Raw genomic sequence first — 23021 nt, forward strand, 5'->3', positions numbered from 1 at the left:
GGCGATCCTCAGCCGGTCCCGCGCGCGGCGGCGACGAGGGTGAGGAGGCGCAGGGCCGCCTCGCTCGCCGGACGGTCGGTGCGATGGATCGTCAGGGTCCAGCCCTGAGTCCGGGCGATCTCCGCGAGGCGATCGCGATGGGCGGCGATCCGCACCCGATAAGCCTCGCCCCAGGCGCCGGCATCGCCGACATTGAGGCTGAGCTTCGACTCGAGGTCGTGCAAAACCGCCTGACCCGTGAACGGAAAGGTTTCCTCGACGGGATCGACGATCATCACGAGGTGGCCCCGGGTGCCTCGGCCGGCGAGCCGGTCCACCGACGCCTTCACGGCATCGGGCGGCGACAGGAAATCGCTGATCAGCACGGCCTCGTCGAACCGGCCCGGCGTGGCGAGCGGCGGAGTATCGTCGTCCTGACCCTTGGCATCGGCGGCGAGGGCCTGCGCCATGGTCTCGACGATGCGACGGGAGGCGGTGGCGCGGGTAAGGCCGAGCAGGCCGGTGCGCTCGCCACCCTCCACCAGGGCGTCGGCCAGGGCGAAGCCGAGCACCAGCGCGCGCTCCACTTTGGGTGCCTGTGCCAGGTGCGAAGCAAAGCCCATCGAGGCCGAGCGGTCGATCCAGAACCAGATGTTGTGGGTGGCCTCCCACTCGCGCTCGCGTACGTAGAGCCGATCGTCGCGAGCCGAGCGGCGCCAGTCGATGCGCGCGGCGGCCTCGCCGGCGACGAAGGGCCGGAACTGCCAGAAGCTCTCGCCCGGCCCGGCCCGGCGGCGGCCGTGGATGCCATGAGCCAGGGTCGAGGACACCCGGCGGGATTCGAGGATCAGCCGCGGCATGCGCTCGGCCAGGGCGAGCGCATGCTCGGTCTCGCGGCGTCCGGGATTGCGGGCGCTCCGGTCGAGGACCTGGGGGGCGCCGCCGCCGGGCCGGGGAATCGCCATGCCCTAGAGCTTGCCGGCGAGCTGGGCGATGAGGCCCGAGATCGTCTCGCCATCGGCGCGGGCCGCGAAGCTTAGTGCCATGCGGTGCTTGAGCACGGGCTCGGCCAGGGCCTTCACGTCGGCGATGGACGGGGCGACGCGGCCCTCGATCAGGGCGCGGGCGCGCGCCGCCAGGGTCAGGGCCTGGCTGGCGCGGGGGCCCGGCCCCCAGAGGAGCTTGCCCTTGAGAGACGGATCGCCGCCCTCGGGACGGGCGGCGCGCACGAGGTCGAGGATGGCATCGACCACCGCATCCCCGACGGGCAGCCGGCGCACGAGGCGCTGGGCCGTCAGCAGGGACTCGGTGGACATCACCGCCACCGGCTTGTGCTCGTCGACGCCGGTGGTCTCGATCAGGATGCGGCGCTCGGCGGCGCGGTCGGGATAGCCGACGTCGATCTCCAGGAGGAAGCGGTCGAGCTGGGCCTCGGGCAGCGGATAGGTGCCCTCCTGCTCAATCGGGTTCTGGGTCGCCAGCACGTGGAACGGGCGCGGCAGGTCGTGGCGCTCGCCAGCCACCGAGACGAAGTTCTCCTGCATGGCCTGCAGCAGCGCGGACTGGGTCCGCGGGCTGGCGCGGTTGATCTCGTCCGCCATGAGCAGCTGGGTGAAGACCGGCCCCCTGACGAAGCGGAACGACCGGTGGCGATCGGCGTCCTCGTCTAGGATCTCGGTGCCGAGGATGTCGGACGGCATCAGGTCGGGCGTGAACTGCACCCGGCGGGCATCGAGGCCGAGGACGGTGCCGAGGGTCTCGACCAGCTTGGTCTTGGCGAGCCCCGGCAGGCCGACCAGCAGGCCGTGGCCGCCGGCCAGGATCGTCACCAGGGCGAGGTCTACGACCTGCTCCTGGCCGAAGATGACCTTGTGGATCGCCTCGCGGGCCTGCCCCACCGAGCCGAGGCAGGCTTCCGCCGTGGCGACGATGCCGTCATCGAGGGTGGTGGCCGACTGGGAGCCCTGAATCATGCGTCTCGGTCCTGACTTCTCCGCATCGGCCGGCGAGGGCCGCGCGCGGCGGGAATGCGCCATCGAGGGGCGGGCCTGGCGTCGGCCGTCTGTCCGGGAGTGTGGCGCCCTTTGCGGCACGCTGGCAAGGTCGGCGCGACGACGCAGGGTTCGGACCTGCGCGCGCTGGCCTTCGGCGGCGCGGAGAGGACGTCGCGCCGCCGTTCCCCCGACGTCCGGATGCGCTATCTTGTGACCGCATGACCGAACCGACCCCTCCCGTCGCCGATCCGACGATCGACCGCCTCAGCGCCGCCCTGGGCGATGTGGCGCGCCGCGGCCCGCCGCCGGTGGAGCGCTGGAATCCGCCCTTCTGCGGGGCGATCGACATGCGGATCGCCGCCGACGGGATTTGGCACCACGACGGCAGGCCGATCCGCCGTCCGGCCCTGGTCAAGCTCTTCGCCTCGATCCTGCGGCGCGAGCCCGGTGGCGGCTACGTGCTGGTCACCCCGGTGGAGAGCGTCGGCATCACGGTGGAAGATGCGCCCTTCGTAGCCGTGGAGATGGCGGTCGAGGGCGACGGTCCGGGGCGGCGCATCGCCTTTCGCACCAATGTCGACGACCTCGTGCCCGTGGAAGCCGGCCATGCCCTGCGCTTCGAGCAGGATGCGGGTGGCGGCCTGCGCCCCTACGTCCATGTCCGCCGCGACCTCTGGGCGCTGCTGACCCGGGCGCTGACCTACGACCTCCTCGCCTTGGCGGAGGAGCAGGACGGCTGGCTCGGCGTCATGGCCGGCGGCATCTTCCACCGCATCGCGCCCGCCGAGAGCGCATGAGGCAGGACGCTGCGCTGGCGGACCTCGTCGCCCGGGCCTCCGCGTACCTGTCGGCGGAACCGCCGGGCGATGGCGCTCCGACGGCGAACCCGCGGGGCGACCACGACCTCGACGGAACCGATGGGGCGGTGGTGCCGGAGCGCCCCCACCGGCGCGCGGCGGTTCTCGTGCCCGTGATGCCCCGGGCCGAGGGCCCCCATGTGCTGTTCACCGTCCGCGCCGCGCATCTGCGCGATCATTCGGGGCAGATCGCCTTCCCGGGGGGTAAGATCGACGCCGGCGATCCGAGCCCGGCCGACGCTGCCCTGCGCGAGGCTCGCGAGGAAGTCGGACTTCCCGCCGAGGCGATCCGTGTGCTCGGCTACCTAGATCCCTATCTCTCGGCCACGGGATTCTTGGTCCTGCCCGTGCTCGGTCTCGTCGACCCGGAGGCAGACCTGTCGCTGAACCCCGACGAGGTCGCCGCGACGTTCGAGGTTCCGCTGAGCCACCTCCTCGATCCGGCCCAGCGCCGCATCGAAAGCGCGATCTGGCGCGGTCGTCGGCGGCGCTACTACGCCATCACCTACGGCGCGTTCCGGATCTGGGGCGTCACCGCCGGGATCGTCAACAACTTGCAGGAGCGCCTCTTCCCGTGACGCAGCGCCCATCCCATCGCGATTCGAGACGTTCATGATCCGCCGCGTCCTCGAAGAACTCCTGATCTTCCTCTCGCCGTTCCTGCTCTACGCCCTCTACCTGGCGGTCCGCGGACGCCGGCCCGACCACGGCGTGCATTGGGACGGGCAGGCCTTCCGCCTGACCCTGGCGGGCATCGTCCTCGTCGTCCTCTCCCTGGTGGCGACGGGGCTCTTCAGCGAACGGCATCGTGGCGGCTACGTACCGCCCCACCTGGAGAACGGCCAGGTCGTGCCCGGGCGGTTCCAGTGAGCGGACACGTCCTCGATGGAGCGGGCCTCGGCCACCTTCTCGACCGACCGGGGGTCCGTCGCGTGCTCGGCGCCCTGTCCGCCGAGGGCGAGGCGACCCGGCTCGTCGGCGGTTGCATCCGCGACGCTCTGCTCGGGCGCGCCGGCGACGACATCGACCTCGCCACCACGCTGCTGCCCCCGGCGGTGATCGCCCGGGCCGAGGCGGCCGGCCTGCGCGCCATTCCCACCGGGATCGAGCACGGGACCATCACGCTGCTCGCGGGCGAAGCCTCCTTCGAGGCCACGACCCTGCGGGAGGATGTCGAAACCGACGGGCGCCGCGCCGTGGTGCGGTTCGGGCGCGACTTTGCCCTCGATGCGCAGCGCCGGGACTTCACCATCAACGCGCTCTCCCTCACGCCCGACGGCACCCTCCACGACACGACCGGCGGGGTCGACGATCTGCGGGCGGGACGCGTCCGCTTCATCGGCGAGGCCCGGACCCGCATTCGGGAGGATGCCCTGCGCATCCTACGGTTCTTCCGGTTCCATGCCCGCTACGGCGCCGGACCTCCCGACCCGGAGGGCCTGTCGGCCTGCATCTCCGCCCGCGATGCATTGGATGGACTCTCGCGCGAGCGCATCCGAGCGGAATTTCTCAAGCTGCTCCTCGCGCCGGGGACGGCCGCGGCCGTCGCGATTTTGAGTGAGACCGGACTGCTGTTGCGGCTGATCGGCGGATTCGGGGATCTCGGACGCTTCGCTCGTGCCCTCGCGGATGGCTCGGAGACGTCCGCGATCGACCGACTGGCGGCGCTGGCGGTGTGGTCCGCTACGGATGCCGCACGGCTGGAGGCCAGGTTACGGCTCTCGAAGACCGACCTTGACGCCCTCGCGGCCTATGGGCGGGCCCTCGATGTTCTGCATGGACGGGCCATTATCGACGGCATGGAAATCCGACGCCTGGCCGCCGATCACGACCGCCGGGGCCTCTCCCTGGCGCGGACGACCACCCGGAGCGAACCGATGCCGAACTTCTCGCCGGGGGCGGAACGCTATCTCGACGATCTGGCGAGCGGACGCGTCGGGGCGCCGAAATTTCCCCTCGGGGGGGCCGATCTGGTGGCGCGGGGCGTACGGCCTGGTCCCGAGATCGGTCGTCGACTCGCCCGGGCCCGGGCCCTGTGGCTGGATCTGGGCTGCCCGGACGATGCGTCCGCGCGCGAGGCCTTGCTCGCGCACGCGGCCGGGTAGGACCTCGTAGGCGATGGGCCTTTAAAGCTTGAGCGCGACCTTGGCGTCGCGGAGTTGGACGATCTGGCCGGTGAGCTCGTCCTTCTTGGCGAAATCCTCGGTGGCGTCGCGCAGGAGTTCGACCGCCTCGATGTCGCGGTCGAGGGACTCCGGCGAGATCTCCTCAAAGGGGTTCGCACGCTCGGCGATGACGGTGACGGAGGTCGGGCCGATATCGGCGAAGCCGCCGCGGACCAGGACGCGCTTGCCGGTATGGCCGGCCTCGTTGATCACGATGACGCCGACCTTGAGGGCGGTGAGCACGGGAGCGTGGCCGGGGAGCACGGTCATTTCGCCCTCGATGCCGGGCAGCTGCACGGCCTCGATCTGGCCGGAATACAGCGTCCGCTCGGGACCGACGAAATCGAACTGGAAGGTGGCCATGAGGTCGAGGATCCCGGCTCGGGGTGTCTGTGCGGAAGGACGGCGCGCCGTGCCCGAGAGGGGCGCGCGCCGTCGTGTTCGTCGTCAGGCCCTGCGGCGATCGGCGACGAAGCCGATCCCGAGGCCCAGCACCGCGCCGATGACGGCGAAGATGCTGATATGCTGCATCTGACCCGTGGTCAGGGAGCCGCCGCGGGTTCCCGCCGGCGAATCCCCCTGAACCTCGAGGCTGAACGACCCGATCTTGATCTCGGCGGCCTCGGGCCGGGTGAGATACCCGGCGAGACCGCCGACCACGAGACCGACGAGAAGGAGAACGGCTTTGAGGCTCAAGACCTCAGGCCGCCGCGGCGATCTTCTTCGCCTTCTCCTTGGCGTCCTCGATCGTGCCGACCATGTAGAACGCCGCTTCCGGCAGGTCGTCGTACTCGCCGTTCACGAGACCCTTGAAGCCCTTGATCGTGTCGGCCAGCGGAACCTGGATGCCCGGCGAGCCGGTGAAGATCTCGGCCACCGAGAAGGGCTGCGAGAAGAAGCGCTCGATCTTACGGGCACGGGCGACGGTGAGCTTGTCCTCTTCCGAGAGCTCGTCCATGCCCAGGATCGCGATGATGTCCTGCAGGGCCTTGTAGCGCTGCAAGGTCTGCTGGACTTTGCGGGCGACGTCGTAGTGCTCCTCGCCGAGGACGGCGGGGTTGAGCATGCGCGAGGTGGAGTCCAGCGGATCCACGGCCGGGTAGATGCCCTTCTCGGCGATCGAGCGGGACAGCACGGTCGTGGCGTCGAGGTGGGCGAACGAGGCGGCCGGAGCCGGGTCGGTCAGATCGTCGGCGGGCACGTAGATGGCCTGCACCGAGGTGATCGAGCCCTTGGTGGTGGTGGTGATGCGCTCCTGGAGGGCGCCCATGTCGGTGGCGAGCGTCGGCTGGTAGCCCACCGCCGACGGGATGCGGCCGAGGAGCGCCGACACTTCCGAGCCGGCCTGGGTGAAGCGGAAGATGTTGTCCACGAAGAACAACACGTCCTGGCCCTGGTCGCGGAAGTCCTCGGCGATGGTGAGGCCGGTGAGGGCGACACGCGAGCGGGCGCCGGGGGACTCGTTCATCTGACCGTAGACGAGGGCGCACTTGGAGCCCTCGGCGGAGCCGTTGTGCTCCTTCGGGTCCATGTTCACCTTGGACTCGATCATCTCGTGGTAGAGATCGTTGCCCTCGCGGGTCCGCTCACCGACGCCGGCGAACACCGAGTAGCCGGAGTGCACCTTGGCGATGTTGTTGATGAGCTCCATGATCAGCACGGTCTTGCCGACGCCGGCGCCGCCGAACAGGCCGATCTTGCCGCCCTTGGCGTAGGGGGCGAGAAGGTCGACCACCTTGATGCCGGTGACGAGGATCTGCGACTCGGTGGACTGCTCGGAATAGGCGGGCGCCGGCTGGTGGATGGCGCGCAGGGTGTCCGACTGGATCGGGCCGGCCTCGTCGATCGGCTCGCCGATGACGTTCATGATGCGGCCGAGGGTGTTGAAGCCGACCGGAACCTTGATGGCCTCGCCGGTGTCGGTGACCTCCTGGCCGCGGACCAGGCCTTCCGAGGTGTCCATGGCGATGCAGCGCACGGTGCTCTCGCCGAGCTGCATGGCGACTTCGAGCACCAGGCGGCTGCCGTTGTTCTTGGTCTCCAGGGCGTTCAGGATCTCGGGCAGGTGGCCGTCGAAGTGAACGTCGACCACGGGGCCGATGACCTGGGTGATCTTGCCGACCTTGTTCGAGCCGGCGCCGGGGATCGCGGTGTTCGCCATGTTACGGGTCCTTTGGATATGTTACGGTCAGGGCGTCGTCTGCGCTTAAAGCGCTTCGGCGCCCGAGATGATCTCGATGAGTTCCTTGGTGATCATGGCCTGACGCGTCCGGTTGTAGATCTGCGTCTGCTTCTTGATCATTTCGCCCGCGTTGCGCGTGGCGGAGTCCATCGCGCCGGTGCGAGCACCCTGCTCGGAAGCGGCGTTCTCCAGGAGCGCACGGAACACCTGGACGGTGAGGTTGCGCGGGAGCAGCGTGTCGAGGATGGCCTCCTCGCTCGGCTCGAACTGAAGGGCGGCGTCCGGCGCCGTGGCGCCGGTCTCCGGCAGCTCGGCCGGGATGAGCTTCTGCGCCGTCGGGATCTGCGAGATCACGGAGCGGAATCGCGAGTAGAACAACGTCGCGACATCGAACTCGCCGGCATCGAAGCGGGCGATGATGCTGTCGGCGATCTCGGCAGCGAACTCGTAGTCGACCGCCTTGTTGCCGCGCAGGTCGCGGTTCTCGATGATTTCGTCACGGAACTGGCGGCGAAGGAGGTCGTAGCCCTTCTTGCCGACGGTGATCATCTTCACCGTCTTGCCCTCGGCGATAAGTCGGCGGGCATGGTCACGGGCGAGGCGGGCGATCGAGGAGTTGAAGCCGCCGCACAGGCCGCGATCGGCCGTGCAGACGATGAGCAGGTGGGTCTTCTCCGCGCCGGTGCCGGAGAGGAGTCGGGGCCCCTGCACGCCGCCGACGAGGTTCGCCGCGAGGTTTCCCAGAACCTGGGACATCTTCTCGGCATAGGGACGCGCGCTCTCGGCGGCCATCTGGGCGCGCCGCAGCTTGGCGGCGGCGACCATCTGCATCGCCTTGGTGATCTTCTGCGTGCCCTTCACCGAGGTGATGCGGTTCCGCAGATCCTTCAAACTCGCCATGGGGTGACTTCCAGATCCATCCGCTGCCGCTCAAGGCGAGGCGCCCGGACGATCCGGGCGCCTGCGCTCGCTCAAGATCCGGTCGCCCGCAGGCGACCGGGTTCGCTGTCGATGCCGCGACTTACGCGAGCGACTTGGCGACGCTCTCGACGACGCCCTTCAGCGTCTTGGCGCTGTCGTCCGACAGGTCCTTCGAGTCGCGGATCTTGGTGAGCAGGTCGGCGTGCTTGGTGCGCAGGGCCGAAAGCAGGGCGTCCTCGAAGGGACGGACCTTGTTCAGCGGCAGGGTGTCGAGGTAGCCGTTCACGCCGGCGTAGATGACCGCCACCTGCTCTTCCATCTTCAGCGGCGAGAACTGCGGCTGCTTCAGGAGCTCGGTCAGGCGCGAACCGCGGTTCAGGAGCTTCTGGGTCGAGGCGTCGAGGTCCGAGCCGAACTGCGCGAAGGCGGCCATCTCGCGGTACTGCGCGAGCTCGCCCTTGATCTTGCCGGCGACCTTCTTCATCGCCTTCGTCTGGGCCGAGGAGCCCACGCGGGAGACCGAGAGGCCGACGTTCACCGCCGGGCGGATACCCTGGTAGAACAGGTCGGTCTCGAGGAAGATCTGGCCGTCGGTGATCGAGATCACGTTGGTGGGGATGTAGGCCGAGACGTCATTGGCCTGGGTCTCGATGACCGGCAGCGCGGTCAGCGAGCCGTTGCCGGCGGCATCGCCCATCTTGGCGGCACGCTCGAGCAGGCGCGAATGCAGGTAGAACACGTCGCCCGGGTAAGCCTCGCGGCCCGGCGGACGGCGCAGCAGCAGCGACATCTGGCGGTAGGCGACGGCCTGCTTGGAGAGATCGTCATAGACGATCACGGCGTGCATGCCGTTGTCGCGGAAGTACTCGCCCATGGCGCAACCGGCGAAGGGTGCGATGAACTGCATCGGCGCGGCGTCGGACGCGGTGGCGGCGATGACGATCGAGTACTCGAGCGCGCCGTTGTCTTCCAGCGACTTCACGAACTGGGCGACGGTGGAGCGCTTCTGCCCGATGGCGACGTAGACGCAGTAGAGCTTCGCGTTCTCGTCGGTGCCGGCATGGGCCGGCTTCTGGTTCAGGATCGTGTCGAGGGCGATGGCGGTCTTGCCGGTCTGGCGATCGCCGATGATGAGCTCGCGCTGGCCGCGGCCGACGGGGATCAGGGCGTCGATGGCCTTGAGGCCGGTGGCCATCGGCTCGTGCACGGACTTGCGCGGAATGATGCCCGGCGCCTTCACGTCGACGCGGCGACGCTCGGTGGTGGCGATGGGGCCCTTGCCGTCGATCGGGTTGCCGAGGGCGTCGACGACGCGGCCGAGCAGCGCCTTGCCGACCGGCACGTCCACGATCGCGCCGGTGCGCTTGACGGTCTGACCTTCCTTGATGTCGCGGTCGGATCCGAAGATCACGATGCCCACGTTGTCCTGCTCGAGGTTGAGGGCCATGCCGCGCACGCCCGACTCGAACTCGACCATCTCACCGGCCTGGACGCTGTCGAGGCCGTAGGCGCGGGCGATGCCGTCACCGACGGACAGAACCTGACCGACCTCGGTGACTTCGGCTTCCTGGCCGAAATTCTTGATCTGATCCTTCAGGATCGCGGAGATCTCGGCGGCGCGGATGTCCATCGTCGGGCCTCTTGTCTTGGATTGAATGAATGAGGTTGGGAACGGGAAGCGGTCGGGCCTCGAAGGCCCTTACCGGGCTTCCCGCATCGCGAGGCGAATTCCGTTGAGCTTGGTGCGCAGGGACGCGTCCACCATGCGGCTGCCGATCTTGACCACGAGGCCGCCGATCAGGCTGGGGTCGATCTTGAGGTCGAGGTCGATCTCGGCGCGCGCCACGTCGCGCAGGGAGGCCTTGATCTCCTCCACGACGGCGTCGGAGGGACGCTCGGCGACGGTCACCTCGGCGCGGACGATGCCCTTCGACTCGCGCACCAGGGTGCGGAAGGCGCGGATCATGTCGGGAAGGGCGAACAGTCGACGGTTGGCGGCCGCGAGGCGGATGAAGTTGCCGCCGATGCCGCCGATGCCGGACTTCTCCAGCAGCGAGACGATGGCGGCCTCCTGCTCGGCGCCCGTGAAGATCGGGCTGCGCACGAAGCGTCGCAGGTCGGCGCTCTCCTTGAGCATCGCGTCGAACCGGTCGAGGCTCGCCGCCACGCCATCGACGTCGCGCTCATCGCGCGCCAGCTCGAACAAGGCCGACGCGTAGCGTGCCGCTACGCCTGCAACCGGGGAACCCGCCTCGGAACCGTTCTGCGCCACGCGCCGCTCTCTCTTCAATCCTGCCTGAGGGCTCCGGCCGCGTCGCGCCGTGTTCGGCGCGGGCTCTGAAACCGTCAGGATTGGGAACGTGCCGGTCTGCGCGGGCCATGAAAAGCCCGCCCTTCCGGCGCGGCGAGGGCCTAGCATGCGTGTCCGGGGGGCGCAAGACGAGGGAACTTGCGCCGGTGCGTTGTGCAACGCGAGATGCCGAACCCTGTTCCGATGCGGACAAACGGTGGCGAAGGTGAGGCCGCCTCAGCAGGCGATGCGGTCGCAGCGTCGGGTCGCGGCGACCATCCGCGCGAGGGCCTTCGGGCCGGGATGGCCGAGAAGCCCCGTGTTGCCGAGCACGTAGGAGGGGGTCGCGGCGAGGCCGAGATCGGCGGCCATGCGCATCTGCGCCTTGAGGGCGAGCCGCACCTCCTCGCTGTCGGCGATGCTTTCGATCTCGGCGGCGGGAACACCGAGCTTGGCGGCGGCCTGGAGGGCGCCGGGCCCGTCGATCTTGCCGGGCTTGGCCAGCAACGTTCGATACAGGCTCCAGGCCGCTGCCGATCCGAGCTTGCGCTGGATCGCAAGGGCGACCTTCGCGGCCTGGGCCGATTGCACCGCGAGAATGGGATTGTTGATCAGGCCGATTCGCAGCGATGGATCGCTCTCGCTGAGGGAGACCATGTCGGCCGCCGCCTTCCGGCAATACGGGCAATTGTAGTCGAAGAACTCGTACAGGGTCGTCTCTGCCTCGGCCGGTCCGACATAGGTGACCCCGCGCAGAGCTGGAATCTCGCCGACGATCTCGCCGGGCAGACGCATGTTCGCGACCGGGCGGCCCTCGTCGTTGTCCACCTTGAACGCCTGGCCGTAGCCCTGTGCCGCACTCTCCCCGGCGATCGCGAGGCCAGCGGCGAGGCCGGTGGAGGCGAGGAGGAAGCGCCGGCGGTGGAGGCCCGGTAACGCGAAGCTCATGGGGCGGCCCTGGTAGCGTGGGGATCGGGGAAGCGTGCGGAAAGCCGCCCGGCTTCTAGACCCGCCGGTGCCCGACCGCCAGCGCCGCCGCGCCGCCCCGCCTCAGCGCATCGCGCCGGGCCGGTCCCCCGCCGCCCAGGCGAGGGCCTGTTCCAGGCGGTCGTTGCCCCAGAACAATTCGCCGTCGCCGGCCAGGAAGGTCGGTGCGCCGAAGATCCCGCGGGACCGCGCCTCCTCGCCGTTGACGCGCAGCCGCCCCTTGTTCGCCTCCGCCGCCGCCTGCTTCAGGATGATCGTGCCGTCGAGGCCGAGGCCGTTGAGGATCGACACCACGGCGGGCGGCTCGGCGATCGACTGCCCGCGGGCGAACTCGGCCTCGTAGACGGCCTTGGAGAAGGGCACGAGCCAATCGTGGTCCATGCCGTAGGTCGCCGCGCGGGTGGCGCTCAGACTGTTCTGCGGGAAGGGATCGGGGCGCTTGACGGGTGGGAGGCCGAGCCGGGCCGCCTCGCGCTCGACGTCGCGCCACATGTGGCGCCCCTTGGCGGCGTAGAGGTTGAACGGCGAAGAATTCCAACCCTGCGCGGCGAAGATCGGCCCGACCAGGAACGGGCGCCAGCGGATCTCGACCTCGGCCGCCGCCGCCAGGGCCTCGATCCGCATGGCCGAGAGGTAGGAATAGGTCGATGCGAACTCGTACCAGAATTCGAGGGTCGGCCTGCGCGGCATGCGTCGAATCTCCGGGGTCGAGAACGGTCGTGAGTGTCGCCCGCCCGAGGGCTCGCGACAAGGCGGTTCACGCTCACGGCCACGCTGAGCGAACGCGTCCGACGGCACAGCGGTTGCACGGCCCCGCGCTCCGCTGATAAGCCGCGGCAATCACGACGCGGAGGCGCGCGACGCCGACGCACACGACGCCCGAACCGGAAGCGAGCTCATGACCGACGCGAACCCGAAGCCCGTCAACAAGGTCGTGCTCGCCTATTCCGGCGGACTCGACACGTCGATCATCCTGAAGTGGCTGCAGACGACCTATGGCTGCGAGGTCATCACCTTCACGGCCGATCTCGGCCAGGGCGAGGAGCTCGAGCCGGCCCGCAAGAAGGCGGAACTGCTCGGCATCAAGCCCGAGAACATCTTCATCGAGGATCTGCGCGAGGAATTCGTGCGGGACTACGTGTTTCCGATGTTCCGGGCCAACGCCCAGTACGAGGGCGTCTATCTCCTGGGCACCTCCATCGCCCGGCCGCTGATCGCCAAGAAGCAGATCGAGATCGCCGAGAAGCTCGGGGCGGACGCCGTCTGCCACGGCGCCACCGGCAAGGGCAACGACCAGGTCCGGTTCGAGCTCGGCTACTATGCCCTGAAGCCCGACGTCACGGTCATCGCCCCCTGGCGCGAGTGGGACCTGAAGAGCCGGGAGCAGCTGATCGCCTTCGCCGAGCAGCACCAGATCCCGATCTCCAAGGACAAGCGCGGCGAGAGCCCGTTCTCCGTGGACGCCAACCTCCTGCACGCCTCCTCGGAGGGCAAGGTGCTGGAGGACCCCGCCGACGAGGTGCCGGATTACGTCTACTCGCGCACCCGCTCACCCGAGGAGGCGCCGGATACGCCGACCGTGATCACCATCGGCTTCGAGACGGGAGACGCGGTCTCCATCGATGGCGAGCGGCTGTCGCCCGCGAGCCTGCTCGCCAAGCTCAACCAGCTCGGCCACGACAACGGTATCGGTCGCTTGGACCTTGTCGAGAACCGCTTCGTCGGCATGAAGAGCCGCGGCATGTACGAGACGCCGGGCGGCACCATCCTGCTTCCCGCCCATCGGGCCATCGAGTCGATCACGCTGGACCGGGGTGCCGCACACCTCAAGGACCAGCTGATGCCGCAATACGCGGAACTGATCTACAACGGCTTCTGGTTCTCGCCCGAGCGCGAGATGCTGCAGGCCCTGATCGACAAGAGCCAGGAGATGGTCACCGGCGAGGTCCGGCTGAAGCTCTACAAGGGCGGCGTCCACGTCATCGGCCGCACCAGCCCGAACTCGCTCTACGACCAGGACCTCGTCACCTTCGAGGAGGGCGCCGTCGCCTACGACCACCGCGACGCGGCCGGCTTCATCAAGCTCAACGCCCTGCGCCTGCGCACCCTCGCCCAGCGCAGGAAGAAGCTCGGCGCTTGAGGCGAAACCCGCCGGGTCCCCTTCCCACGGGGACCCGGCTAGACGGACCGACTTGCAGAGAAGCCCTGTAGGATCTGGGGCACCTCGCCGGAAATCTGCCGGGCGAGGAATCCCACGGGCCCGACCGATTTCGCGAGCCGGGCGCCGGCGTCACCGTGGAGGTAGACGCCCCACAGAGCGGCGGTCAGCGGATCGACGCCCCGGGCGAGGATGCCGGTGATGACGCCCGCGAGGACGTCGCCCGAGCCGGAGGTGGCGAGGCCGACGCCGCCGCCATCGTAGTGCCAGTGCGCGCCGTCGGGGGCGACGATCCAGCTCTCGGCGCCCTTCATGATGACCACGGCCCGCAGCATTTCGGCAGCGCGCCGGGCCGCCTTCAGGGGTTCGGCCTCTACGGCCCCGCGGTCCCAGTCCAGGAGCTGCGCCATCTCCCCCGCATGCGGTGTCAGCACCGGCGGAGCGCGAAGGGCGCGCACCGTCTCGGCATGGGCAGCAAGGCCGCAGATGGCGCCGGCATCGAGGACGTAGGCGATCTCGTCCTGGTCCGCGAGCAGCGTGCGGACCAGCGTTGTGGTGATCGCGCAGGTGTTCATGCCGGGTCCGAGCAGCACCGCGTCGCAGCGCCGGGCCGCCTCGGCGATGCGAGGGGCCGCGGCCTCCGCCTCGATCTCGCCCCCGCCGGTCTCCGGGAGACCGATCACCATCGCCTCGGGCACGGCCAGGGCCATCGCCACGGCGACGCTTCGCACGGAGGCGATCTTCAGCTTGCCCGCACCGGCCCGCAGGGCCGCAACGCCGGCGAGGAAAACGGCGCCCGGCACCTCGGCGCAGCCGCCGAGGACGAGAACGCTGCCGCGGTCGTCCTTGCTGCCGGCCTCCGGGGTCGGAAGCGGACGCGCCCGCAGGCACGCGGCGTCGAGTTCGCTCCCGGTCATCGCACGTCTTCCGTCAGCGAGGGTTCGGCGGTGACGGGAGCGCCTGCCCGCTGGACCGGGGCGACGAAGTTGTAGCGCGCGAGATGGAGGCGGCCGGTGGAACCCGTTTGCGCCCGGAAGGCATATTCTGTGACGGAGCAGTTCAGGACGTCTCCCTCGGCATCGATGCCGAGGATCTCGGCCTCGCTGAGGTTCTCGATGAGGTAGCGCAGACAGAGCACCACCACCTGGTGGGCGACGATCAGGACGCGCTTCTCGCCGTGGTGCAGGGAAATCGTGTCCATGGCGCCGCGCAGACGCAGGATGACATCGCACCAGCTCTCGCCGCAGGTGGGGCGATAGTAGAATTTTCCGAGGCGGGCCCGCAATTCGGCCTGTTCCGGATGAAGCGCCTCGACGCCCGTGCGCGTGAGCCGGTCGAGCAGCCCCAGTTCCTTCTCGCGCAGTCGCTCGTCGACGGTGTCGTCGGCCGTGTCCGATGCGAGGCCGCCGGCCCGGCGAATGCCCGCGACGGTCTGCTGTGCCCGGAGGTAGGGCGAGCTCAGCACCACGTTCGGACGCTCCGCGTCCGGCATCTCGGAAAACCAGCGCCCCAACGCCTCGGACTGCCGACGGCCGCGATCGCTCAGGGGAACGTCGACGTCGCGCTCCGGGATGTCGATGCGTTCCAGCCCAGCGTCATGGGCGGCATCGCGCGCGACGTTGCCCGCGCTCTCGCCGTGTCGGACGACCCAGATCCGGCTCGGCCAGCGTTGCAGCATCCGTCACGTTCCTCGGCTTGTTCTCCACCGCCAACGTTCCTGCAGGCCGATCCGTTCGCTTGCTGCGTCGTTCGCACCCCTCAAGCCGGCTGCCAGCCCGAGGTGCCGCGGGAGAAGTCGCCCGGGCCGAGATCGGCGTAGCGCAGGAAGATCTGGAGCACCGGCTGCATCTCGCGGTGCCCGGTTGGCAGGCCGACCCCCGGGCCGTAGGGCGCGTCCGTGTCCACGGCCGGCACGTCGCGGGCGGCGTCCCAGCGGATCGCCAGGGCTTTGACGCGGGCGACCTGCTCGGCCGCGACGTCGAAGGTGACGTGCTCGGGCGTCTCACCGGTGGCCTCATCGCGAAAGACGTCGCCGACATCGTCGGAGGCAAGCTTCGCCAGGGTGTTGTGATAGGCGTAGCGCCCCGGCTTGAGGACGGCATTGGCGGTGAACACCGCGAGGGCATCGCCCAGGGCTCGGTGCTCCTCGTCGGCCCCGTCGTCGTCGCCGGTGACGTTGAAGATATCGCCGTCGCGGTCGGTGCTGCCGTAGGGTGCGTCGGGATGGACGATGGGCGCACCGACGCCCTCGGGGTTCCAGGCCACCACCATCCGGCGAATCAGCGCGATGCGCTCGAGGGTGAGTTCGAAGGTCGGCTGGGTCATCGTCGGTCTTTCGCCCGTGGGGTCGCGCGGGGGCAGGTCGTGGTCGCGGGGGCTCAGCACCGCGATGAGGATGGGCGGCAGGTAGCCGATCCCGTGGCCACGGGCTACCGCTTCAGGCAGCCCATCAGCCCCGAGACGCCGTTCATCCGCGCTTGGATCCGGGCGGCCTGGGCCCGGACGCCACGCGAGGGCAGGGCCGGATTGCGCAGGATCGGGTTGGGCAGCACGGCGGCCAGCAGCGCCGCCTCCCCGCGGGTGAGGGCGCGGGCCGGCTTGCCGAACCAGCGCCGGGCGGCGGCTTCGGCCCCGAACACCCCCTCCCCCCACTCGGCGATGTTGAGGTAGATCTCCATGGTGCGCGGCTTGCCCCAGAGGGTATCGGCCACGAGGGCCAGGGGGATCTCGAGCGCCTTCCGGATCACCGATCGGCCCGGCCACAGGAAGACGTTCTTCACCGTCTGCATCGGGATCGTCGAGGCGCCGCGGCTCGGGCCCTCCTCGTCGTCGACCACGTCCCGCAGGGCGCCCCAATCCACGCCGTTGTGCAGGCAGTAGCGCTGGTCCTCCGACGCGATGACGGCCTGGACGAGGTAGGGTGAGATGGCCTCGAGCCCCACCGCCTGCCGGTCGACGGACTGCAGCGTCAACCATCGCCCCAGCATCAGGGTTGAGGGCGGGGTCAGCGCACTATAGACGAGCGCGAGCGACAATAAGAGGACGAGGCCGATGACGGGGAGGAGCAGGATGAGGTTGACGATCCGTCGCAAGCCTCTCGCCCGTGTCCTGCCGGATGCCTCGCGCATCGGCAGCGGGCGCGCCGAAACCTGCCGCAACGGCTGCTCCGCGCTCTCCTCCCGATCCTGAATTCGAACCTCCCCCGCCCACGACACGACACCGTCTGACCGAAGGCCCGACCGAACATGACCTCAACGCAAGGATCCCACGCTTCGGTCAAGGCGGATGCCCCGGTCGACGCGTTTTCCCACAGGCTTGCCACGGTTGCGGACACGGTGGAGGCCTACCTCGCCGAGCGCCTGACCCCGGAGACGCAAGCCGGCGAGATCACCCGTCCGGTGCGCCTGATGGACGCGATGCGCCACGCCGTCCTCGGCGGCGGCAAGCGCCTGCGCCCGTTCCTGGCCATCGAGACCGCCCGGATGCTCGGCGGGACAGAGACCGGCGCCCTCGCAGCCGGCTCGGCCATCGAGCTGGTGCACTGCTACTCCCTCGTCCACGACGACATGCCCGCCATGGACGACGACGACCTGCGCCGCGGCAAGCCCACCGTGCACAAGGCCTATGACGAGGCGACCGCGATCCTGGTGGGCGACGCCCTCCAGACCCTGGCCTTCGAGATCTTGGCCGACGCCGCCTGGCAACCCGATCCTGCCGTGCGCGCGGACCTCGTGCTCGGTCTCGCCAAGGCCTCGGGCCTCGGCGGCATGGTCGGCGGCCAGCTCCTCGACCTCGGCGCCGAGGGTCGCTTCGGTCCGGTCTCCCTCGATGTCGACGATACGCTGCAGCTTCAGGCCATGAAGACCGGCGCGATCCTGGCCTTCTCGGTGGAAGCCGGTGCGATCGTCGGCGGCGCGACCCCGGACCAGCGCAAGGCGCTGCTGCGCTACGGCCACGCCCTGGGCCAGGCTTTCCAGATCGCCGACGACATCCTCGACCGCGAGGCTTCGTCCGAAGCCATGGGCAAGGCCACCGGCAAGGACAAGGATGCCGGCAAGGCGACCCTGGTCGACCGCCTCGGCCTCGACGGCGCCCGTGCCGAGTGCGACCGCCTCGTCGGCGTCTGCGAGGAGGCCGTGGCATCCTGGGGCGACAAGGCCGAGACCCTGCGCCAGGCGGCGCGGTTCACGGTGGCGCGCAAGGTCTGACGCCTGATCCGACGGCGGACCGCCTGCCCCCCGTCCTTCGAACATCCATCGCGAGTTGATCCCATGACCCCCTACAAGCTCCTCCTCCTCCCCGGCGACGGCATCGGCCCCGAGGTGATGGCAGAGGTCGAGAAGGTGATCGGCGCTCTGGATGCGCTGGGTCTCGCCCACTTCGAGATCGAGCGCGACCTCGTCGGCGGGAGCGCCATCGACGCCCACGGCAAGCCGCTGACGGACGAGGCCCTGGCCCGGGCCGATGCCGCCGATGCCATCCTGCTCGGCGCGGTGGGCGGCCCGAAATGGGCGGATGTCGCTTACGAGATCCGGCCCGAGGCAGGGCTCCTGCGCCTGCGCAAGGATCTGGGCCTCTTCGCCAACCTGCGTCCGGCGATCTGCTACCCGGCCCTCGCCGAGGCCTCGGCCCTGAAGCGCGAGCTGGTCGAAGGCCTCGACATCATGATCGTGCGCGAGCTCACGGGCGGCGTCTATTTCGGCGAGCCGAAGGAGATCACCACCCTGCCGGACGGCTCGAAGCGCGCCGTCGACACCCAGGTCTACACCACGGCCGAGATCGAGCGGATCGCCCACGTGGCCTTCGACCTCGCCCGCAAGCGATCGGGCCGGGTCGCCTCGGCCGAGAAGCACAACGTGATGAAGTCGGGCGTCCTCTGGAAGGAGGTCGTGACCCGGGTCCATGCCGAGTACAGCGACGTGAGCCTGGAGCACGTGCTCGCCGACAACTGTGCCATGCAGCTGGTCCGCCGCCCGAAGCAGTACGACGTCCTCGTCACCGACAACCTGTTCGGGGACGTGCTCTCGGACGTGGCGGCGATGCTCACCGGCTCGCTCGGCATGCTGCCCTCCGCCTCCCTGGGCGCCGTCGATGCCAAGGGCAGCCGCAAGGCCCTCTACGAGCCGGTCCACGGCTCGGCACCCGACATCGCCGGTAAGGGTTACGCGAACCCGATCGCCATGATCGGCTCGCTGGCCATGTGCCTGCGCTACTCCTTCGGCCTGGGTGAAGCCGCCGACCTTCTGGACTCGGCCGTCACCCGCACCCTCGCGTCCGGCGCCCGCACACGGGACATCGCCGCCGAGGGAACGGCTCCGATCAGCACCGCCGAGATGGGCGACGCGATCATCCGCGAACTGAGGCACGCCGCCGCCTGATTCAGGTGCGGATGTCGCAGCGAGCGACGTCCAAACGAAAACGGGCCCCGTGAGGGGCCCGTCGCATGTCCGGCTTTCGTGGCTGGAATTAGTAAGGGTTGCCGAAGCGCGAGACGTAGGAGGTCGGGTCGATCGCGTCGATGGCCGACAGGTCGACGTTGCGGATCGCGCTCGAACGGGCGCCGACGAACGGGCCGTTGGTGATCGGATCCGACAGGATGCCACCGCCGAAGCGATCGTTGCGGCCATAGGGGGGCGAGTTCAGGTAGCTCGCAGTGATGAACTGCGGGTTGGTTGCCGGGTTGCTGACCGAGCCGTTGTTCGCCTCGACCACGTTGCCGGCATCGAGCCAGCTCCGCGGACGGATGCGGATCGGCAGGGGCTGGCTGACGCGGTAGCCGGCCGGCGCATAACGCCCCTGGGCCTCGGCAGCGGTGTTCGCGCCGACGGCTGCGAGCGTGAGGGCACCCATCAGGGCAATCGAGACAGAGCGCATGACGCACCTTCGTTGAAGCTGTGGGACTGTAGGCCGGGCTTCCTTAAGAAACTGAGGCCTTCGCATGGAGGGAAGACGTGCCAGCCCGGCCGAGGTTCCCGGATTATGGCCGCGCTTCGCGTGATCGCCGCAGTTTGGCCTCATTTTTTCGTGTGGCCCGACTTTCGTGTGGCCCGGCTTGGGATCGATCCGGTCTCGCTTCCGATATCCCGCGGCGACACCGTCGCGACGAGGGCAGGCGGCCCACATCCGGGATCGCGCCGGGCTTCGTAGCTCGCGAAGGCGGCCTCTCGCTCCGGAGAAGCTTGACCGTTCAGCACGACCTTGTCGAGAAGACAGGTGATGGCCCGCGGCTCCGGCGCCTGTCCGAGGGGCGCACAGAGCCAGCCGTCCAGGCGGAGCGCGCCGGGGTGCAGGCTGGCAAAGCCCGTGCAGGCGCGCTTGCCCTCGCCACCGAGAGTGAACTGAAGGGTCTCCATGGGGCCGAACTTGGTCTCGATGGCACCGCGCTCTCCGGTGCGGATCACGGCCAGGGCCTGACCATCCGCGGCCCGTCGGGCCAGGGTGATGAACAGGCTAGGGCCCGGCTCGGTCTCGGATGCTTCGGTTAGGGTCAGGCGCAGGTATGGTGCCTCGATCGTATCGAAGCCGCCCTGGACCAAAAGGTCCTCCCGACGGCCGCTCGACGGATTGAGCCGGGCCGCCTCCGCGCGCGGCGCCTCGATCGCCTCGGGGTCGTTCAGGCGGAAGCGGGGCGCCGACAGGGCGAGGGGCATCGCAGGGCGCACGGCCTGAGCCGAGACCGGCACGAAGCCGGGCCTGGGCGGCGCCTCCATGGCCGGAGCGGCAGGGTCGGGCCCTGCTCCCCGTGCCGCCAGACTCAAGACCGCGACCACGGCCCCGGCTGCCAAGACCTGCATGAGGTGGCGGACCGACGGACAAGGAAGCCGCATCCGCTCAGTAGCCGTCGCGTCCGTTCCCAATCCGTCTCGCTCGAAAACCGTTCGCATCGCGTTCCGGGGTTCTTCGGCGGCCGCGCGCCGCCCGAGCCCATCCTGCTCCCCACTCCGGCAAACCGGGGTTTCCGGATCGGGTGCGGCCTCCGCGTTTCCGACGACAGGGTGAATCGTTGGTATCGACCCATGCGGGCGACACATGCCGGCCCGTGCTTGCAGCGGGCCCTGCCCATCGCGATCTCTCGGTACGGGCCCCACTGCGCGACACACAGAAGGACTTCATGATCCCCCTTTCCGTCCTCGACCTCGCCTTCGTGCCCGAGGGCGCGACGCCTGCCGATGCCCTGCGAAACAGCGTGGATCTCGCCCGCCACGCGGAAGAGCACGGCTATCGTCGCTTTTGGCTCGCCGAGCACCACAACATGATCGGCGTCGCCAGTGCGGCGACGGCTGTCGTGATCGGGCACGTCGCGGCTGGCACACGGACGATCCGCGTCGGCGCGGGCGGCATCATGCTGCCGAACCACGCCCCCCTGGTCATCGCCGAGCAATTCGGTACCCTGGAGACCCTGTTCCCCGGCCGGATCGATCTCGGCCTCGGGCGCGCGCCCGGCACCGATCCGCGCACCACGCGCGCGTTGCGGCGCTCCCCAGATGCCGCCGACACCTTTCCGCAGGACGTGCTGGAACTGCAGGCCCTCTTCGGCGACCCGCAGCCCGGACAGACGGTCCAGGCAGTTCCGGGGACGGGGCTGAAGGTGCCCCTTTGGATCCTCGGCTCGAGCACCTACGGCGCGCAGCTCGCCGCGATGCTGGGACTTCCCTACGCCTTCGCCTCGCATTTCGCGCCCGAGCAGCTCTTGCCGGCCCTCGCCCTCTATCGCGAGCGTTTCAAACCGTCAGCGCAGCTCAGCCACCCGCATGCGATGATCGGCATCAACGTGGTGGCGGCCGAGACCGACGCCGCGGCGCGCCGGCTCTTCACCTCGGCCCAGCAGCAGTTCACCAACCTCGTGCGCGGCACGCGCGGCCTGCTGCGACCGCCGATCGACGATATCGAGACCTATTGGGCCCCGCACGAGAAGGCACAGGCCTCGCGCATGCTGGCCCGCAGCCTGGTCGGCTCGCCCCAGACCGTGCGGGCGGGGCTCGCCGAGCTGATCCGGGAGACGGGCGCCGACGAGATCATGGTGGCGGCGGCGATCCACGACCAGGGCGCGCGACGAACCTCCTACGCCATCCTGGCGGAGGCGCGGGACGCCCTCGAGGCCGCCCCGGCCGCCCTGGTGGCGTGATCGGAGCGTCCAACCCTTGACAGAGGCGGGAGCGAGGCGTCTTGCTCCCGCCCTTGGTGACTCATGCTGCGATGCGGCGGGCGCCAGACGGCGCGGACCGGGATCGGGCCGCGCACCTTCGCGGCCGGCGGGCCGGGCGGCTCGGCGCACGGCAGGGAGGCTTGAGAACGGCGCCGGTACCGGACGATGCGCTTCGCCAGACCGGCGGGCGCCGCACGGGCCCTCGGCGCCCGTGCAGAGCGGAGTGAAGAGCATGGGTTACAAGGTCGCCGTCGTGGGTGCCACGGGCAATGTGGGCCGCGAGATGCTGGACATCCTGTCCGAGCGCGCCTTTCCGGCGGACGAGGTGGTGGCGATTGCCTCGCGCCGCTCGGCCGGCCAGGACGTGTCCTTCGGCGACAAGATCCTGAAGGTGAAGGCCCTCGATTCCTACGACTTCTCCGATACCGACATCTGCCTGATGTCCGCGGGCGGCGAGACCTCGAAGGAGTGGTCGCCCCGCATCGGTCAGTCCGGCTGCGTCGTGATCGATAACTCGTCGGCGTTTCGCTACCATCAGGACGTGCCGCTGATCGTTCCGGAAGTGAACCCGGACGCCATCCACGGCTTCTCCAAGCTCAACATCATCGCCAATCCGAACTGCTCAACGGCGCAGCTCGTGGTCGCGCTGAAGCCCCTCCACGACGCGGCCACGATCAAGCGCGTGGTGGTGGCGACCTACCAGTCGGTCTCCGGCGCCGGCAAGGACGCCATGGACGAGCTCTTCCAGCAGACCCGCTCGGTCTTCACCGCCGGCGAGATCAAGGCCGAGAAGTTCCCCAAGCGCATCGCCTTCAACGTCATCCCGCACATCGATGTGTTCATGGAGGACGGGTACACGAAGGAAGAGTGGAAGATGGTCGCCGAGACCAAGAAGATGCTCGATCCCAAGATCAAGCTCACGGCCACCGCCGTGCGCGTGCCGGTGTTCATCGGCCACGCGGAAGCCGTGAACGTCGAGTTCGAGCGCCCGATCTCGGCCGAGCAGGCCACCGCGATCCTGCGCTCGGCCCCTGGCCTCATGGTCGTCGATAAGCGCGAGCCCGGCGGCTACATGACCCCGCACGAGGCGGCCGGCGAGGACGCCACCTACGTCTCCCGCATCCGTGAGGACGCTACGGTGGAGAACGGCCTCTCGTTCTGGTGCGTCGCCGACAACCTGCGCAAGGGCGCGGCCCTGAACACCGTGCAGATCGCCGAGATGCTGGTGAACCGCAAGCTCCTGAAGCGGGCCCAGGCGGCCTGAGGTTCGATTTGGGTCCGGACCTCGGGACCCAGACGACCGACAGCGATCATCGACGCCGTCCCGCCCTGCGGGGCGGCG

Annotated in this window: 25 protein-coding genes; 9 read left to right on the top strand and 16 right to left on the bottom strand. The window is 69.5% G+C overall.

Annotated features, from left to right (window positions below):
- Positions 1–8: 8 nt before the first annotated feature.
- Positions 9–944 (bottom strand): DUF58 domain-containing protein, encoded by a 936-nt coding sequence (locus ASG63_RS04630; RefSeq protein ID WP_056212548.1) that lies wholly within the window; start codon positions 942–944, stop codon positions 9–11.
- A 3-nt stretch (positions 945–947) separates the two neighbouring features.
- A complete protein-coding gene (locus tag ASG63_RS04635) occupies positions 948–1952 on the bottom strand; it encodes an AAA family ATPase (protein WP_056212553.1) in 1005 nt (334 codons plus the stop codon).
- A 239-nt stretch (positions 1953–2191) separates the two neighbouring features.
- Between ASG63_RS04635 and ASG63_RS04640 the strand changes: the two genes are divergently transcribed.
- From ASG63_RS04640 to ASG63_RS04655, 4 genes are read left to right on the top strand one after another with little or no spacing between them, the layout of a single operon-like run.
- Complete coding sequence (locus ASG63_RS04640; RefSeq protein ID WP_056212554.1) at positions 2192–2770, top strand: DUF1285 domain-containing protein; 579 nt, start codon at positions 2192–2194, stop codon at positions 2768–2770.
- Positions 2767–3408 (top strand): CoA pyrophosphatase, encoded by a 642-nt coding sequence (locus ASG63_RS04645; RefSeq protein ID WP_056212556.1) that lies wholly within the window; start codon positions 2767–2769, stop codon positions 3406–3408. The genes ASG63_RS04640 and ASG63_RS04645 overlap by 4 nt, the downstream gene beginning before the upstream one ends.
- Before the next feature lie 34 nt (positions 3409–3442).
- Positions 3443–3700 (top strand): DUF6111 family protein, encoded by a 258-nt coding sequence (locus ASG63_RS04650; protein WP_056212558.1) that lies wholly within the window; start codon positions 3443–3445, stop codon positions 3698–3700.
- Entirely contained in the window at positions 3697–4935 is a 1239-nt protein-coding gene (locus ASG63_RS04655; protein WP_056212560.1) for a CCA tRNA nucleotidyltransferase, read from the top strand. Before ASG63_RS04650 ends, ASG63_RS04655 begins: the two co-directional genes overlap by 4 nt.
- Before the next feature lie 21 nt (positions 4936–4956).
- Here the strand turns inward: ASG63_RS04655 and atpC are convergent, their stop codons facing one another.
- The 8 genes from atpC to ASG63_RS04695 all read right to left on the bottom strand — a co-directional run bounded on the left by atpC (position 4957) and on the right by ASG63_RS04695 (position 12065).
- Positions 4957–5358, bottom strand: coding sequence for an ATP synthase F1 subunit epsilon (gene atpC, locus ASG63_RS04660; RefSeq protein WP_056212562.1), 402 nt, complete (start codon positions 5356–5358; stop codon positions 4957–4959).
- Between the two features lie 84 nt (positions 5359–5442).
- Positions 5443–5691 carry a hypothetical protein gene (locus tag ASG63_RS04665; RefSeq protein WP_056212565.1) on the bottom strand — a complete coding sequence of 83 codons (249 nt, stop codon included), beginning with the start codon at positions 5689–5691 and terminating at the stop codon, positions 5443–5445.
- Positions 5692–5695: 4 nt separating this feature from the next.
- Complete coding sequence (atpD, locus tag ASG63_RS04670; RefSeq protein ID WP_056212566.1) at positions 5696–7156, bottom strand: F0F1 ATP synthase subunit beta; 1461 nt, start codon at positions 7154–7156, stop codon at positions 5696–5698.
- A gap of 45 nt (positions 7157–7201) precedes the next feature.
- Positions 7202–8077, bottom strand: a complete 876-nt coding sequence (locus ASG63_RS04675) for a F0F1 ATP synthase subunit gamma (RefSeq protein WP_056212568.1) — start codon at positions 8075–8077, stop codon at positions 7202–7204.
- Positions 8078–8198: 121 nt separating this feature from the next.
- Complete coding sequence (gene atpA / locus ASG63_RS04680; protein WP_056179751.1) at positions 8199–9728, bottom strand: F0F1 ATP synthase subunit alpha; 1530 nt, start codon at positions 9726–9728, stop codon at positions 8199–8201.
- A gap of 69 nt (positions 9729–9797) precedes the next feature.
- Complete coding sequence (locus ASG63_RS04685) at positions 9798–10370, bottom strand: F0F1 ATP synthase subunit delta (RefSeq protein WP_056212570.1); 573 nt, start codon at positions 10368–10370, stop codon at positions 9798–9800.
- A 255-nt stretch (positions 10371–10625) separates the two neighbouring features.
- Entirely contained in the window at positions 10626–11336 is a 711-nt protein-coding gene (locus ASG63_RS04690) for a DsbA family protein (RefSeq protein ID WP_056212572.1), read from the bottom strand.
- Positions 11337–11438: 102 nt separating this feature from the next.
- Positions 11439–12065, bottom strand: a complete 627-nt coding sequence (locus tag ASG63_RS04695; protein WP_056212574.1) for a 2-hydroxychromene-2-carboxylate isomerase — start codon at positions 12063–12065, stop codon at positions 11439–11441.
- A gap of 208 nt (positions 12066–12273) precedes the next feature.
- Here ASG63_RS04695 and ASG63_RS04700 point away from each other — a divergent pair, with 208 nt between their 5' ends.
- Entirely contained in the window at positions 12274–13515 is a 1242-nt protein-coding gene (locus tag ASG63_RS04700) for an argininosuccinate synthase (RefSeq protein WP_056212576.1), read from the top strand.
- A gap of 38 nt (positions 13516–13553) precedes the next feature.
- Here ASG63_RS04700 and ASG63_RS04705 read toward each other — a convergent pair whose 3' ends face one another.
- The 4 genes from ASG63_RS04705 to mtgA form a co-directional block, all read right to left on the bottom strand.
- Positions 13554–14450, bottom strand: a complete 897-nt coding sequence (locus tag ASG63_RS04705; protein WP_056212578.1) for an NAD(P)H-hydrate dehydratase — start codon at positions 14448–14450, stop codon at positions 13554–13556.
- Positions 14447–15211: a histidine phosphatase family protein gene (locus ASG63_RS04710; RefSeq protein WP_056212580.1), complete on the bottom strand. Its 765-nt coding sequence runs from the start codon at positions 15209–15211 to the stop codon at positions 14447–14449. The genes ASG63_RS04705 and ASG63_RS04710 overlap by 4 nt, the downstream gene beginning before the upstream one ends.
- An 80-nt stretch (positions 15212–15291) precedes the next feature.
- Positions 15292–15858 carry a hypothetical protein gene (locus ASG63_RS04715; RefSeq protein WP_056212582.1) on the bottom strand — a complete coding sequence of 189 codons (567 nt, stop codon included), beginning with the start codon at positions 15856–15858 and terminating at the stop codon, positions 15292–15294.
- 104 nt (positions 15859–15962) lie between these two features.
- Entirely contained in the window at positions 15963–16661 is a 699-nt protein-coding gene (mtgA, locus tag ASG63_RS04720) for a monofunctional biosynthetic peptidoglycan transglycosylase (protein ID WP_082559181.1), read from the bottom strand.
- Positions 16662–16778: 117 nt separating this feature from the next.
- On the opposite strand from mtgA, the gene ASG63_RS04725 reads away from it, so the two are divergent.
- Entirely contained in the window at positions 16779–17741 is a 963-nt protein-coding gene (locus ASG63_RS04725) for a polyprenyl synthetase family protein (protein ID WP_056212584.1), read from the top strand.
- Positions 17742–17804: 63 nt separating this feature from the next.
- Positions 17805–18911 (top strand): 3-isopropylmalate dehydrogenase, encoded by a 1107-nt coding sequence (leuB, locus tag ASG63_RS04730; protein WP_056212586.1) that lies wholly within the window; start codon positions 17805–17807, stop codon positions 18909–18911.
- Between the two features lie 88 nt (positions 18912–18999).
- On the opposite strand, the gene ASG63_RS04735 is transcribed toward leuB, so the two are convergent.
- Both ASG63_RS04735 and ASG63_RS04740 read right to left on the bottom strand, forming a co-directional pair.
- Positions 19000–19407, bottom strand: coding sequence for a hypothetical protein (locus ASG63_RS04735; protein ID WP_056212588.1), 408 nt, complete (start codon positions 19405–19407; stop codon positions 19000–19002).
- Positions 19408–19547: 140 nt separating this feature from the next.
- Positions 19548–20327, bottom strand: coding sequence for a hypothetical protein (locus ASG63_RS04740; RefSeq protein WP_156394067.1), 780 nt, complete (start codon positions 20325–20327; stop codon positions 19548–19550).
- A 317-nt stretch (positions 20328–20644) separates the two neighbouring features.
- On the opposite strand from ASG63_RS04740, the gene ASG63_RS04745 reads away from it, so the two are divergent.
- Positions 20645–21658, top strand: coding sequence for an LLM class flavin-dependent oxidoreductase (locus tag ASG63_RS04745; protein WP_056212592.1), 1014 nt, complete (start codon positions 20645–20647; stop codon positions 21656–21658).
- Positions 21659–21911: 253 nt separating this feature from the next.
- On the top strand, positions 21912–22943 hold the full coding sequence (locus ASG63_RS04750) for an aspartate-semialdehyde dehydrogenase (RefSeq protein ID WP_056212594.1): 1032 nt from the start codon (positions 21912–21914) through the stop codon (positions 22941–22943).
- Positions 22944–23021 lie beyond the last annotated feature (78 nt).

The organism is Methylobacterium sp. Leaf94, from assembly GCF_001426045.1.
Lineage (GTDB): Bacteria > Pseudomonadota > Alphaproteobacteria > Rhizobiales > Beijerinckiaceae > Methylobacterium.